Source organism: Halomonas sp. KM007 (assembly GCF_050709225.1).
GTDB classification, from domain to species: Bacteria; Pseudomonadota; Gammaproteobacteria; order Pseudomonadales; family Halomonadaceae; genus Vreelandella; species Vreelandella hamiltonii.
This window is the reverse complement of sequence record NZ_CP136131.1, coordinates 3025267-3039572: the sequence shown is the minus strand read 5'-3', so window position 1 is coordinate 3039572 and position 14306 is coordinate 3025267. Positions and strand designations below refer to the sequence as shown.

The following is a 14306-nucleotide window of genomic DNA, read 5'->3' as shown; positions in this document are numbered from 1 at the left end:
CCAGCGCTTCACAGGGCGGTGTCTACCTGAGCGGTCAACACGTAGCCCGCCCCGCGCACCGTACGAATCAGCTGCGAATGCTGGGCATCTTCACCCAGCCGCTGGCGTAGCCGACACACGTGCACGTCGATGGAACGGTCCAGAGGCGGGGCGTCTCGGCCCCGGGTCAAGGCGTACAGGTCGTCACGGGTAATGACTTGGGCGGGACGTTCCAGAAATACCTGAAGCAGCTGGAAATCGGCACCTGACAGAGCCGTACGCTCGCCCGCCTGGTCCACCAGCTCACGGGTCATCCGGTCCAGCTGCCACTCGCCAAAGCGCACCCAGCGAGCCTCCTGAAGGCCCAATGCCGTGCGGCTTCGACGCAGCACGGCCTTGATACGCGCCAGCAGCTCACGGGGGTTGAAGGGCTTGCCAAGATAGTCGTCGGCGCCTAGCTCCAGCCCCAGAATACGGTCGGTATCGTCCGCACTGGCGGTGAGCATGATGATCGGCAGGTCGCTGTGCTTGCGCAACTCGCGACAGATGGTAAAGCCATCATCCCCTGGCATCATGACATCGACGATCAGTAAATCCGGCGTCTGCTCCGCAAGCTGCTGATAGAGCGCCTGCGCTCCTTCGGCCGTGAACACCCGATAACCGTGGCGCCCCAGATAATCCGCCAGCAGCTCACGGATTTCCGGGTCATCATCGACCACCATCAAGGTCGCAGGCGTGGTTGTCATCGTGGAAAGCGCCCCTGGGTTGTTATCGTTTTAGGGGCTAGATGATGGTGGAGCGCTGTCGCTACCGCAAGCGGCTCTTGACTAAGGTGGCAGAGCTAACCCGACAGCCCGAAACGCTCAGCCAACCACTGGGCCACCGCCGCTTCCCCGTGATGGCCAATGCGCCGGGCATCGGGCACACGGTCGAACAGCGCCGGGTGGGCGTTGGCCATGACCTGCGCCTCCCCGGCCAAGGTCAGCATCTCGGTGTCGTTGAGGTTGTCGCCAAAGGCGAGGCAGTCGGCGGCGGTGAGGCCCAATGACTCCAGCAGCGCCGCCAGTGCAACGCCCTTGTTCACCCCGCCCGCCATGATCTCCAGTGAGTCCACCGTGGAGTAGGTGATGTGCAGCCCCTCACCGTGTGCCGCGTGGGCCTGGGCCTCCAGTTCGGCCAGCGCCTGGGGGTCACCCAGATAGAGCACCTTGCCCACCCCGTGGCGGTCCATCTGTTCGGGCGGCACCACGTCATAGGTGAACCCGGTGGAGGCATGCAGCGATAGCAGGTGCGGCGCTTCGGCATCGACATGCCAACCCTCATCGCGATACAGGCTCAGGCGCACCTGCGGGGGCCGGGGCAGATGAATCAAGGTGTGTGCATGTTCAGGTGCCAGGTGAGACGCGCTGATCAAGCGGTCATCCGGGGCGTGGGTGTAAGCACCGTTGGTGCTGATCAAATGGGCCGGAATGGCCAGTTCCTCACGAAATACCCGCATGTCGTGGTAGTGACGGCCCGAGGCCAGCGCCACATGGTGGCCCTGTTGCACCAGGGCGCGCAGTACGTCTACCGTGCTGTCGTGCAACCGGTGGTCGCTACCCAGCAGCGTACCGTCCAGGTCGGAAACAATCAGGCGTGGGGTCATACAGGCTCCTTGGGCGTGGCGCATGAAGTGAGCCTCAGCTTAACCGATTCATCCGCAAGCGGGTAAGTCATTGACCCGCCTGAGCGGGCGTGACTTACCCAAGGGCAACGATTGGCGCAGCCAACGGGAATCCGTATAGTGGCACCCTACTCTCGCCAACTGATCGAACACATGCTTCAAAATAACTCCCTGCTTGCCCAGCTCAAGCAACAGATCCGTGAAACCACTCCCCGCGCCGAAGGGGTGATCAAAGCCACCGAAAAAGGCTTCGGGTTTCTTGAAACCGACAGCGGCGAATCCTATTTCGTGCCGCCGCCTGCCATGAAGCAGGTGCTCCACGGCGACCGTGTCGAAGCCGTGATTCATGAGAACGGGGACAAAAAATCCGTCGAGCCGGAGAAGCTGATCGAAGCGGGCCTGGACCGCTTCATCGCCCGCGTGCAAAAGCGCGAAGGCCGCCTGGCAGTGGTGCCGGATCACCCCTCGATTCGCAACGTTCTAAAAGCACGCATCAAAAATAGCCTGGATGAAGACTCCATTGCCGACGGCGATTGGGTCGTGGCGCGTTTGGTGCGTCACCCGCTAAAAGAGAACGACCGCGGCTTCTTCTCCCAGATCGATGAGTTGGTGGCCAAAGCCGACGACCCCGCCGTGCCGTGGCGCGTGACGCTTGCTCGCCACGCGCTGGAGCAAGAGTGCCCGGATGCCGGCAGCGATTGGCCGCTACGCGACGAGGGACTGACGCGGGAAGACCTCACCGCACAGCCCTTCTTTACCATCGACGGCGAAAAGACGCGAGACATGGACGATGCCCTACATGTGGTGACCCGTCCCGAAGGCGGCTGGCAGCTGAGCGTGGCGATTGCCGACCCCACCGCTTATGTGGATGAGGGCCACGCTGCTGACCTGGAAGCCCGCGTCCGTGCATTTACCGTGTACCTGCCGGGCCAGAACGTGACCATGCTGCCCGAGCAGTTGGCGGATGATCTTTGCTCGCTGCGGGAAGGCCAAGAGCGCCCTGCCCTGGCCTGCACGCTGAACATTAACGCCGACGGCAGCCTGGGCGACTACCGCTTCTTCGCGGCCAACGTGAAGTCCCACGCTAAGCTAGTGTACGAGCGCGTCTCTGATTGGATTGAAGGCCAAGGCGACTGGGCTCCGGCAGATAATATTGCCGAGCAGCTACACGCCCTGCGTGAGCTAACCGAAGCGCGTACCGCGTGGCGCAACGAGCACGCGCTGGTATTTAAAGATCGTCCTGATTACGTGTTTGATCTGGATGAAGCGGGCAACGTGCTGGGGATTCATACCGAAGACCGCCGCATTGCCAACCGTATGATCGAAGAGTCGATGATTGCTGCCAACGCCTGCTGCGCGGATTTCCTGGCTAGCCATATCGGCCACGGCATCTTCAACGTACACCGCGCTTTCGAGCCGGAAAAAGCTGAAGCGGCACAAGAGTTCCTGGCGACTCAAGACATCGAAGTGGCCCAGGAAGCACTTACCGAGCTTGCCCACTATAAAGAGCTGAAGCGTGCGCTTGAAAGCCGCGACGACGCTTGGCTGGATGCACGCCTGCGCCGTTTCCAGGGCTTCACCAGCATGTCGGCCCAGCCTGGCCCGCACTTCGGCCTGGGGCTGCCCGCCTACGCTACCTGGACCTCGCCGATTCGTAAGTACGGCGATATGGTCAACCACCGCTTGATCAAGCGCGTGCTGAAGGGTGAGCAGGCTCCGGCAGAAGCCAGCCAGCAGCTCACCGAGCAGCTCACCGAGCGCCGCCGCTTGAACCGTATGGCCGAGCGCGACGTGAAAGATTGGCTTTACGTGCGCTACCTGACCCCGGCGGCGCAGAATCAGGACACCTTCGACGCCGAAATCATGGCGATCAACCGTGGCGGCATGCGGGTTCGCCTGATAGAAAACGGCGCGACGGCGTTCGTGCCTGCCCCCTTGATGCACAGTGACCGCGATAAAGTGGTCATCGATGACAAAGAGGGCCGCATTCAGATCGAAGGCGAAGAGCGCTTCAAGCTGGGCGATAGCCTGCGCGTATCACTCACGGAAGCCCGTGAAGAGACACGCTCGCTGGTCGCCAAACCTGCTGACTAAACGCAGCCAACACGTGTTCGCGCCACGGCTTTGCCGTGGCGTTTTTATTTCTGCTCCACGGTGACGTTGTCGCAGAACTGACTTATTTCTACCCTAAGGTAATTCGATGACACTCATGTGGCTCGGAGGTTACCTTGCACATCGCCGATGTGACCATGTTCCACGCCCCGGCAAGTGGCGGCGTTCGCACCTATTTACAGGCCAAGCACCGCGTCCTCTCGCGCACACCCAACCTCCGTACCAGCCTGCTGGTGCCAGGGGCTGAGCGTGATAGTTTGGGCGACCACCACACGTTACCAGCGCTGCATCTGCCTCTTGGACAAGGCTATCGATTCCCGCTGCGCCGCCGCCCTTGGCGTGATGCTTTGGTAGACCTCTCCCCCACGTTGATCGAAGCAGGTGATCCGTATGTGACCGCCTGGGCCGCGCTGGAGGCTGGCCAGCGGCTAGGTGTGCCGGTGGTGGGTTTCTATCACTCCGACTTACCTAACTTAATGGGGGACCGTTTTGGACGACACGTCCACCAACGGCTGGTTCGCTACGTGGTGGATCTGTACCAGCGCTTTGATAGCGTGCTGGCTCCCTGCCATGTGATGGCCAACCGACTCACCGAGTGGGGCGTGCCCAACGTGCGCGTGCAGTCGTTAGGGGTTGATTTAGAGCAGTTTCACCCTTCGCGGCGCGACCCCGGCTTCCGTACGGCCATGGGTATTCCTGCGGATAAAAAGCTGCTGATCTTTGTCGGCCGCTTTTCCCGAGAAAAGAATATCGACGTACTACTCGCCACCATGCGGGCGCTTGGCAGCGACTACCACCTGCTGCTGATGGGGCCGGGCATGCCGACTCAAGTGCCTAGCAATGTCACTGTGGTCAACCGCTGCTGCGGTAGCCATGAAGTGGCCCGCGCGCTTGCCAGTAGCGATGCGCTACTGCATGCAGGCACCCGCGAAACCTTTGGGCTGGTGGCCCAGGAAGCGATGGCCAGCGGCCTACCGGTGATTGGCGCGCGGGCAGGCGCGCTGATCGAGAACGTACCGCTGGGCGCGGGCGTGCTCTGCCAGCCGCTTGACCCTGACGCGATGGCGGACGCCTGCTCCGCGCTGTTTAGCAACGATATTGCCGCCAGCGGACGCTACGCGCGCCATTTTGTTGAGCGCCAGTTCAGCTGGGACAGCGTCATTGGCTCGCTGCTCACGCACTATGTCGAACTCTGTGGACTCGAACAGCCTGATGCCCGTGCCGTCCGCCGCTAAACCTCAACGGCTGCTGCGCTTTCGTCCGCTACACGGCGTTCTACTGCTGGCTGCCTTGGTAGCGCCGCTGGTGCTCACATCGCTTGCAGGGGGCAGCAAAGCGTTTGAACATGTGGCGCAGTTTCCCATTGGCCTACTGGTTCTAATGATCGCCATGGCGGCGCTATGCTGGAATTTAAATGCTGCCCGTCTGCGCCTGATGCTGAACGGCCGCGCTGGCCAGCTTGGGCAGCGCGGCGCGCTGGGCATCGAGCTGGCGGCGAAGTGCGCGCTCTGCGCAACGCCAGGCGGTAGCGGCGGCCCGGCCACTCTGCTGTTATTACTTGCCCAGCGGGGATTTTCGCCCTCAAAAGGCACCGCCGTGTTTCTCATCGACCAGGGGTGCGACCTGCTGTTCTTTCTGCTGATGCTGAGCGGTTTGGTGGCGATGTCGGTTTTCGGGGATGCCCAGTGGCCACACCAGGGGCTGGTACAGCTCTCGTTACTGGGATTGGCGCTGTTAGCGGTGGGCGTCTCGCTGATGATGGGGTACTTACCCAAGCTGCTGCGTACTCAACGCCAGTGGCTAGCCTGGATACGCCCTAGCCGCAGGCGCTGGCTGGTTAGGCGACTGTTACGCTGTCGCCATGCGCTGCGTATGACGCTGGCACTACCCAAAGCCACGTTGGCAGCGATGCTGGCACTCACGACCCTACACTGGCTGCTGCGCTACAGCTTGCTGTACCTAGCGGTGATTGGCATCGGGGGGCATGCCGACTGGCTCTGGACGTTTTTAACTCAGATGCTAGCTATGGCCGCCAGCCAATTCAGCTTTCTCCCTGGCGGCGCAGGGGCGGCAGAAGTGGGGGTCGGAAGCCTGTTGCTTCCTTTGATGGGCCGGGAGCAGGCCGCTGCCGCTGTGCTGGTCTGGCGGCTGATTAGCTACCACTTGTATCTTGCCGCCGGTGCGCCGCTGCTACTGCTCTACAGCGCGCGACTGCTGCGTCAGCGCTAGCCGCCTCACCGCTTTACTTAACCTCCTCAAACGCAAAAAGGGCACCCAAGGTGCCCTTTTCAGCGTCACGGAGAAAATGCGCGGCTTACCAGCCGGTCACTTCTTTCAGCGCGTCGCCAATTTGCGCCAAAGAACGAACGGTTTTCACACCGGCGTCTTCAAGAGCCGCAAATTTCTCATCGGCAGTACCTTTACCGCCAGAGATGATGGCGCCCGCGTGGCCCATACGCTTGCCAGGAGGTGCAGTGACACCGGCAATGTAGGAAACCACCGGCTTGGAAACGTTGGCTTTGATGTAAGCCGCGGCTTCTTCTTCGGCGGTGCCGCCGATTTCGCCGATCATCACGATCGCTTCGGTTTTCGGGTCCTTCTCGAACATTTCCAGGATGTCGATGAAGTTAGAACCCGGAATCGGGTCGCCGCCGATACCGACACAGGTAGACTGACCGAAACCGTGGTCAGTGGTCTGCTTAACGGCTTCGTAAGTCAGGGTACCAGAGCGGGAAACGATACCAACGCGGCCCGGCTGGTGGATGTGACCCGGCATGATACCGATTTTGCACTCACCGGGAGTGATCACGCCCGGGCAGTTCGGGCCGATCAGGCGTACGCCCAGCTCGTCGCATTTTACTTTTGCGTCGAGCATATCGAGGGTCGCGATGCCTTCGGTGATGCACACGATCAGCTTGATGCCAGCGTTCGCAGCTTCAAGGATCGAGTCTTTGCAGAACGGTGCCGGTACGTAGATCACGCTGGCTTCTGCGCCGGTTTTCTCGACCGCTTCTTTCACGGTGTTGAAAACGGGCAGGCCCAGGTGCGTCTGGCCGCCTTTGCCCGGCGTAACACCACCGACCATTTGCGTGCCATAGGCAATCGCCTGCTCGGAGTGGAACGTGCCCTGGCCACCGGTGAAACCTTGGCAGATGACCTTGGTGTTCTTATCGATCAGGATGCTCATTACTTGCCCTCCGCTGCTTTTACAACCTGCTGAGCCGCGTCGGTCAGACTGGTAGCAGCGATGATGTTCAGACCGCTAGACGCCAGTTTTTCAGCGCCCAATTCAGCGTTGTTACCTTCCAGGCGAACGACCACCGGGACGTTAACGCCCACTTGCTCAACGGCACCGATGATGCCTTCAGCAATCATGTCGCAACGAACGATGCCGCCGAAGATGTTCACCAGAACAGCTTTCACGTTGTCGTCAGACAGGATGATCTTGAACGCTTCTGCGACGCGCTCTTTGGTCGCGCCGCCGCCAACGTCCAGGAAGTTAGCGGGTTTGCCGCCACTCAGGTTGACGATGTCCATGGTGCCCATAGCCAGGCCTGCGCCGTTCACCATGCAACCAATGTTACCGTCGAGGGCGACGTAGTTAAGTTCCCACTTCGCCGCGTCGGCTTCACGCTGATCTTCCTGGGAAGGATCGCGCATGGCCTGCAGGTCCGGGTGACGGTACAGGGCGTTGCTATCCAGGCCCAGTTTGGCATCCAAGCAGTGCAGGTTGCCTTCGTCAGTGATGACCAGCGGGTTGATCTCAAGAAGTGCCAAATCTTTGTCATGGAACAGCTTAGACAGACCCAGGAAGATCTTGGTGAACTGCTTCACCTGATCGCCTTCCAGACCCAGCGCAAAGGCCAGCTCGCGAGCTTGGTAGGGCTGTGCGCCGACCAGCGGATCGATTTCAGCTTTTAGAATTTTTTCCGGCGTCTCTTCGGCGACGGTTTCGATCTCAACACCGCCTTCGGTAGAGGCCATGAAGACCACACGGCGGGTAGTACGGTCAACGACCGCGCCCAGGTAGAGCTCGTCGGCGATGTTGGTGCAGGTCTCTACCAGAATCTTGGCAACCGGCTGACCTTTTTCGTCAGTCTGGTAAGTGACCAGGTTCTTGCCCAACCACTGCTCGGCGAAGGTTTTGGCTTCTGCCGGGTCCTTGATCAGCTTGACGCCGCCCGCTTTACCGCGGCCGCCAGCGTGAACCTGGGCTTTGACGACCCACATGTCGCCGCCGATTTTTTTGCACGCTTCTACTGCTTCTTCGGGAGTGTCCACGGCAAAGCCTTTGGACACTGGCAGACCATAATCAGCAAACAGCTGTTTGCCTTGATACTCGTGAAGGTTCATCGATTCATGCCATTGGTTGCATGTGACTCGAACGATGACCAGTTGGCTCGACAGACTACCTGCAAAGCACTGATCATCCCCGTACTTTCAATTCCCTAACGGTTACCGTGTGGGGCTGAAAGTGTTGCGCCACCTGTCGGTGGCGCTTGGTTGTTGCTTAGCGAATTATTTACGCTTCTTACGGTTAGCCATATGGATCGCATGGCCTTCTACCGCAAGTGCTGCCTCATGTACGGCTTCCGACATGGTCGGGTGCGCGTAGCAAGTCAGTGCGAGGTCTTCAGCGCTGGAGCCAAATTCCATCGCGATCACACCTTGGGCGATCATTTCACCCGCGTGTTGACCGACGATGTGCATGCCGAGGATACGGTCGGTTTCCGCATCCGCAATGATTTTGGCGCTACCTTCGGTGGCGTTGTTCGCCATAGCACGACCGCTGGCCGCAAACGGGAAGCTACCGGTTTTGACTTCGACACCCTTGGCTTTGGCGTCCTGCTCGGTCATACCGACCCACGCCACTTCAGGGAAGGTGTAGATCACGTTCGGAATGGTATCGTAGTTCATCTCGGCCTTGTGGCCAGCGATGATGTCCGCCACCATGATGCCCTCTTCAGACGCTTTGTGCGCCAGCATCGGACCGCGTACACAGTCACCGATGGCGTAGACGCCCGGCACGTTGGTGCGGCACTGGTCGTCCACGAAGATGAAGCCACGCTCGTCCAGCTCGACGCCCACGCCATCGGCCACAACGCCTTTGGTGTAAGGACGACGGCCGACACATACGATCAGCTTGTCGAAGGTCATCTCTTGATCGCCGTTGGCATCGGTGTACTTGACGACGACTTCGTCACCGTTCGCTTCCGAACCGGTCACACGGGCACCCAATTTGATGTCCAGCCCCTGCTTCTTGAGCAGTTTCTGGGTCTCTTTGGCAATCGCGGTGTCGACCATCGGCAGGAAGGAGTCCATCGCTTCCAGCACGGTGACTTCAGAACCCAGACGGTTCCATACGCTGCCCAGCTCCAGGCCGATGACGCCCGCGCCAATGACACCAAGACGCTTCGGCGTTTCCTGGAATTCCAGGGCGCCGGTGGAATCGACGATTAGGCCTTCGGTCAGCGGCGTGGGCGGAATTTCCACCGGCACGGAGCCTGCCGCGATGACGATGTTGTCGGCATCGTAAGTGGTGGTGTTGCCGTCGAGGTCGGTCACCTCAACCTGCTTGCCAGACACCACTTTACCGGTACCTTCGATGGCGGTCACGCCGTTGGCCTTGAACAGGCCAGAGATGCCGCCGGTCAAGTTCTTAACGATCTTGTCCTTGCGCGCCATCATCTTCTTGACGTCCATGGTCACGTCGCCGGCTTCGATACCCATGTCGTCGAAATCGTGCTTGGCTTCGACGAACTTGTGCGAGGCTTCAAGCAGCGCTTTGGACGGGATACAGCCTACGTTCAAGCAGGTACCGCCGTGAACGACGTTACCTTCTTTACCGATCCATTTTTCAACACAGGCGGCTTTCAAACCCAGCTGCGCAGCGCGGATAGCCGCTACGTAGCCACCAGGGCCTGCACCAATAACGATCACGTCAAACTTGTCAGCCATGTTGGCTCCTTTAGCTTGGTGGCCTCCTCCCGGGTGGATGACAGCGGGTAGGAGGCTGTGTGCGATTAACTCAGCGTGCTCAGCACTAGCGAAGGCGGATCAGCGCGCTTCGTTATACGTCTAGCAGCAGACGGGCCGGGTCTTCCAGCAGCTCTTTAATCGTAACCAGGAATTGTACCGCGTCTTTGCCGTCGATCATGCGGTGGTCGTAAGAGAGTGCCAGATACATCATCGGGCGAATTTCGACCTTACCGTTCACCGCCATCGGGCGTTCCTGGATCTTGTGCATCCCCAGGATAGCGGTTTGCGGCGGGTTGATGATCGGGGTCGACATCAGCGAGCCAAAGATACCACCATTGGTGATGGTAAAGGTGCCGCCCTGCATTTCGTCGATGCCGAGCTTACCGTCACGCGCACGCTTGCCAAAGTCGACAATCGTCTTCTCGACGTCGGCAATTTTCATGTTGTCAGTGTCACGCAGAACCGGCACCACGAGACCACGATCCGTCGATACGGCAACACCGATGTCCTGGTAACCATGGTAAACGATATCGGTGCCATCGATGGAGGCGTTGACATCCGGGAAACGCTTGAGAGCTTCGGAGGCGGCTTTCACGAAGAAGCCCATGAAACCAAGCTTGGTGTCGTGGGCCTTCAGGAAGGTATCTTTGTACTGGGCACGCAGCGACATCACCGCACCCATGTCCACTTCGTTGTACGTGGTCAGCATGGCAGCGGTCTGCTGTGCCTGAACCAAGCGCTTGGCGATGGTTTGACGCAGACGGCTCATCGGTACGCGCTTCTCGGCACGCTCACCCTCGACCGCTGGCGCAGCAGCGGCTTTGGCGGGTGCAGAGGACTTGGCCGCTTTCTTGGCCGAACCATCCTTGACGGCTTTCTGAACGTCTTCTTTCAGAATGCGACCGCCTTTGCCGGTACCTTCGATCTTGGAAACGTCCAGATCGTGCTCGGCAACCATCTTGCGAGCAGCCGGTGCCAACACTTTGCCACCCACCTTCTCATCGGCGCCTTCATCGTCAGCGTCGCTGGAAGCGCTGCTGGAAGAAGAAGCGCTGGCCTGGTCACTGCCACCGCCCTCTACGAAGGTTGCCAGAATCGCTTCGGACTCAACCTGGCTGCCTTCTTCTGCCTTGATTTCCGCCAGGGCACCATCGGCAGGCGCTACGACTTCCAGCACGACCTTGTCGGTTTCGATGTCGGCCAGCACTTCGTCACGCTTGACCGCTTCGCCTACTTTCTTGTGCCAGGTCGCCACGGTGCCTTCCTGAATGGACTCGGGGAAGCTAGGCGCCTTCACGTCGTGCTGCTTGCCTCCGGCTGGCTTGGCGGCTTCTTTGGACTCGGCCTTCTCGGCGCTGTCATCGCTGGCGGCACTCTCTTTCTTGCTGCCAGCACCGCTCGCTTCGCCGATCTTGCCCAATACCTGCTCGGACTCGACGGTATCGCCTTCTTCGGCCATCACGTCGGTCAGGGTTCCCGCTTCCGGTGCGACGACTTCAAGTACCACTTTATCGGTCTCGATTTCAACGATCAGCTCGTCGCGTTCGACGCTGTCACCCGGCTTTTTGTGCCACGCGGCCACGGTGCCTTCGGCAACGGATTCCGGAAAGGTTGGCGCTTTGATCTCAGTAGCCATGTCGTTTCCCTTATGTGTTCTCTAAACCCGGTGGGCGCTTATAGGTTAAAAGCGTCTTCCACCAGCTGGCGCTGCTGTTCAGTGTGGACGGACATGTAGCCCGCTGCCGGAGCAGCCGAGGCAGGACGCCCTGCGAATTTCAACTCACGTCCAAGGCCATCTTTCAACATATCGGCCACGGTACGCATGTGGTGCTGACTGGAGTACCAGGCGCCTTGGTTCAGCGGCTCTTCCTGACACCATACGATGTCTTCCACATTGGCATACGCCTGGAGCACTTCCAGAAGCTCTTCTTTCGGGAAGGGATAGAGCTGCTCTAGACGAATGATCGCCGTGTCGTCACGCTCGTTTTCAGCGCGCCAGTTAACCAGATCGTAGTAGACCTTGCCTGCGCACATAATGACGCGGGTGACGTTGTCGGCGTCGAGATTCGCTTGATCCGGCAGTACCATGTGGAACTTGCCGTAGGCGAGATCTTCCAAGCTCGACACTGCTTCTTTGTGGCGCAGCAGCGACTTAGGCGACATGACCACTAGCGGTTTACGCAGCGGACGAATCACTTGGCGGCGCAGCAGGTGGAAAATCTGCGCTGGCGTCGTCGGTACGCACACCTGCATGTTGTGCTCGGCGCACAGCTGCAAGAAGCGCTCTAGACGGGCAGAAGAGTGCTCGGGCCCTTGGCCTTCATAGCCATGAGGCAGCAGCATGGTCAAGCCGCACAGGCGACCCCACTTGGTCTCCCCGGAAGAGATGAACTGATCCACTACCACCTGAGCGCCGTTGACGAAGTCACCAAACTGCGCTTCCCAAATAACCAAGTCATTCGGGGCGGTGGTCGAGTAGCCGTATTCGAATGCCAGCACGGCTTCTTCTGATAGGAAGGAGTCGTGGATGGTAAAGCGCGGCTGACCGTCGGCCATATTCTGCAGCGGCACATAGGTCGACCCGTCTTTCTGGTTGTGCACGACCGCGTGACGGTGGGAGAACGTCCCACGCCCCACATCCTGCCCGGTGATGCGGATAGGATGACCTTGGTCGAGCAACGTGGCGTAGGCCAGCGTTTCGGCAAAGCCCCAGTTGAGCCCCATGCCACCCGCCTGCATTTTACGTCGGTCTTCGTAGATTTTGGCGACCTGACGCTGAACATCGACACCGTCGGGGATTTCACACATCTTCGCCGCCAGCTGTTGCAGGCGTTTCATGTCGAAGGTGGTGTCGGCATTGCCGGTCCACTCATGGCCCAGGTAGGGAGCCCAGTCGACGAACAGCGACTTGTTGGGTTCCTGAACCAGCGCGTTGGCCACGTGATTGCCTGCCACGAGATCATCGCGGTAGGTTTCCACCATGGCTTTGGCGTCGTCTTCGGACAGCACGCCCTGCTCGATCAGGCGCTGCGCATACAGCGTGCGTGAGGAGGGGTGATCCTTGATCTTGGCGTACATCAGCGGCTGGGTGCCCGATGGCTCGTCGGCCTCGTTATGGCCGCGACGGCGGTAGCACACCAGGTCGATGACGACGTCTTTCTTGAACTGCTGACGGTAATCCAGGGCCACTTGGGTGGCGTGAATGACCGCGTCCGGATCATCGCCGTTGACGTGGAAGATCGGCGCCTGAACCATCTTGGCAATGTCAGTACAGTATTCGGTGGAGCGTGCATCGGCCGGGTTGGAGGTCGTGAACCCCACCTGGTTGTTGATGACGATGTGTACCGTGCCACCGGTCTTGTAGGCGCGGGTCTGAGACATCTGGAATGTCTCCATGACCACACCCTGCCCCGCGAAGGCGGCATCGCCATGAACATTGATCGGCAGCACTTTGCTTCCGTCAGCGTCATTGCGGCGATCCTGGCGGGCACGTACCGAGCCTTCCACCACCGGCGCGACGATTTCGAGATGCGACGGGTTGAACGACATGGCCAGGTGGACTTCGCCACCAGGCGACATGACGTTGGAGCTGAAGCCCTGGTGGTATTTCACGTCACCAGAACCACGCTCGATGACTTTCTTGCCATCGAACTCGTCGATCAGATCCGCAGGGTTCTTGCCCAGGATGTTGACCAGCAGATTCAAGCGGCCACGGTGGGCCATGCCGATCACGACTTCCTTGGTGCCATAGCCACCGGCGCGCTGAATCAGTTCGTCCATCATCGGTACGAACGACTCGCCACCTTCCAGGCCGAAGCGCTTGGTACCCGGGTACTTGGAGGCCAGGTAATTTTCCAGGCCTTCCGCAGCCGTCAGGCGTTCCAGTACGTGCTTGCGCACGTCATCGCTGAACTTGGGCGCGCTGCGTACCGATTCGAAACGACGCTGCAGCCAGCGCTTCTCTTCGGTATCCACGATGTGCATGATTTCGCAGCCGATGGAGCGGCAGTAGGTCTGCTCCAGCGCATCGACGATCTCGCGCAACGGTGCTTTATCAACACCCAGGAAGAAAGAACCTGTCTGGAACTCGGTATCAAGATCAGCCTTGGATAGCTGATGGAATGACAGGTCGAGGTCGGGGACGGGGGTAGGGTTACGCAGACCAAGCGGGTCGATATTGGCCTTTTGATGGCCACGGAAGCGATACGCGTTAATCAGCTGCAGGACTTTAATCTGCTTTTTGTTTTCACCGCTGTCGGACGCGGCGACTACCCGGCCTGGGCGCCTTTCACGGCCAAGCTGGTAGAACTGATCACGAATGGGGCTTAGTGGAACATCGTGGGAGGCACTGCCTTCAGCACGCGGCAACTGATCGAAATAGCTGCGCCACTCGTCTGAGACAGAATCAGGATCGGCGAGGTACTGCTCGTAAAGCGCTTCCACGTAGTGGACATTGCCACCACTAACGTGAGAGGAACGCCACATCAACTCCATTATGCCTTGTTGCATCTCTCGGTCACCCTGCACTGATGGGGTGGTATCGGCATCGCTGCATGCGTGCAACGACATCGCT

The 14306-nt window shown here is 59.7% G+C and carries 10 protein-coding genes; 3 read left to right on the top strand and 7 right to left on the bottom strand.

All coding sequences use genetic code 11. The features are described 5' to 3' along the window. Positions 1-8: 8 nt before the first annotated feature. On the bottom strand, positions 9-725 hold the full coding sequence (locus tag RVM27_RS14385) for a response regulator (RefSeq protein WP_287807242.1): 717 nt from the start codon (positions 723-725) through the stop codon (positions 9-11). A 95-nt stretch (positions 726-820) separates the two neighbouring features. Continuing rightward, the gene (locus RVM27_RS14380; RefSeq protein WP_287807244.1) at positions 821-1624 is read right to left on the bottom strand and encodes a Cof-type HAD-IIB family hydrolase; all 804 of its coding nucleotides are present in this window, start codon (positions 1622-1624) and stop codon (positions 821-823) included. A gap of 171 nt (positions 1625-1795) precedes the next feature. Between RVM27_RS14380 and RVM27_RS14375 the strand changes: the two genes are divergently transcribed. From RVM27_RS14375 to gpgF, 3 genes are all read left to right on the top strand, one after another. After that, entirely contained in the window at positions 1796-3736 is a 1941-nt protein-coding gene (locus RVM27_RS14375; protein ID WP_498957783.1) for an exoribonuclease II, read from the top strand. Between the two features lie 134 nt (positions 3737-3870). Beyond that, entirely contained in the window at positions 3871-4989 is a 1119-nt protein-coding gene (gene gpgS / locus RVM27_RS14370; protein WP_284453169.1) for an N-acetylglucosaminyl phosphatidylglycerol synthase, read from the top strand. Continuing rightward, positions 4967-5983 (top strand): glucosaminyl phosphatidylglycerol flippase, encoded by a 1017-nt coding sequence (gpgF, locus tag RVM27_RS14365; protein WP_273682236.1) that lies wholly within the window; start codon positions 4967-4969, stop codon positions 5981-5983. Before gpgS ends, gpgF begins: the two co-directional genes overlap by 23 nt. Positions 5984-6068: 85 nt before the next feature. Here the strand turns inward: gpgF and sucD are convergent, their stop codons facing one another. The 5 genes from sucD to RVM27_RS14340 form a co-directional block, all read right to left on the bottom strand. After that, positions 6069-6941 (bottom strand): succinate--CoA ligase subunit alpha, encoded by an 873-nt coding sequence (gene sucD / locus RVM27_RS14360; RefSeq protein WP_044627828.1) that lies wholly within the window; start codon positions 6939-6941, stop codon positions 6069-6071. Further along, on the bottom strand, positions 6941-8107 hold the full coding sequence (gene sucC / locus RVM27_RS14355) for an ADP-forming succinate--CoA ligase subunit beta (RefSeq protein WP_016914526.1): 1167 nt from the start codon (positions 8105-8107) through the stop codon (positions 6941-6943). Before sucC ends, sucD begins: the two co-directional genes overlap by 1 nt. A gap of 165 nt (positions 8108-8272) precedes the next feature. Continuing rightward, the gene (gene lpdA, locus RVM27_RS14350; protein WP_089675187.1) at positions 8273-9712 is read right to left on the bottom strand and encodes a dihydrolipoyl dehydrogenase; all 1440 of its coding nucleotides are present in this window, start codon (positions 9710-9712) and stop codon (positions 8273-8275) included. Between the two features lie 112 nt (positions 9713-9824). Continuing rightward, positions 9825-11369: a 2-oxoglutarate dehydrogenase complex dihydrolipoyllysine-residue succinyltransferase gene (gene odhB / locus RVM27_RS14345; protein ID WP_044627830.1), complete on the bottom strand. Its 1545-nt coding sequence runs from the start codon at positions 11367-11369 to the stop codon at positions 9825-9827. A 38-nt stretch (positions 11370-11407) separates the two neighbouring features. Beyond that, the gene (locus RVM27_RS14340) at positions 11408-14242 is read right to left on the bottom strand and encodes a 2-oxoglutarate dehydrogenase E1 component (protein WP_062359350.1); all 2835 of its coding nucleotides are present in this window, start codon (positions 14240-14242) and stop codon (positions 11408-11410) included. Positions 14243-14306: the final 64 nt, after the last annotated feature.

Bases quoted from the DNA above. Each gene is read 5' to 3' on its own strand.
- RVM27_RS14380 (WP_287807244.1), bottom strand. From the start codon at position 1,624: ATGACCCCACGCCTGATTGTTTCCGACCTGGACGGTACGCTGCTGGGT.
- gpgF (WP_273682236.1), top strand. From the start codon at position 4,967: ATGCCCGTGCCGTCCGCCGCTAAACCTCAACGGCTGCTGCGCTTTCGT.
- odhB (WP_044627830.1), bottom strand. From the start codon at position 11,369: ATGGCTACTGAGATCAAAGCGCCAACCTTTCCGGAATCCGTTGCCGAA.
- RVM27_RS14340 (WP_062359350.1), bottom strand. From the start codon at position 14,242: ATGCAACAAGGCATAATGGAGTTGATGTGGCGTTCCTCTCACGTTAGT.
- lpdA (WP_089675187.1), bottom strand. From the start codon at position 9,712: ATGGCTGACAAGTTTGACGTGATCGTTATTGGTGCAGGCCCTGGTGGC.
- RVM27_RS14385 (WP_287807242.1), bottom strand. From the start codon at position 725: ATGACAACCACGCCTGCGACCTTGATGGTGGTCGATGATGACCCGGAA.
- sucC (WP_016914526.1), bottom strand. From the start codon at position 8,107: ATGAACCTTCACGAGTATCAAGGCAAACAGCTGTTTGCTGATTATGGT.
- RVM27_RS14375 (WP_498957783.1), top strand. From the start codon at position 1,796: ATGCTTCAAAATAACTCCCTGCTTGCCCAGCTCAAGCAACAGATCCGT.
- sucD (WP_044627828.1), bottom strand. From the start codon at position 6,941: ATGAGCATCCTGATCGATAAGAACACCAAGGTCATCTGCCAAGGTTTC.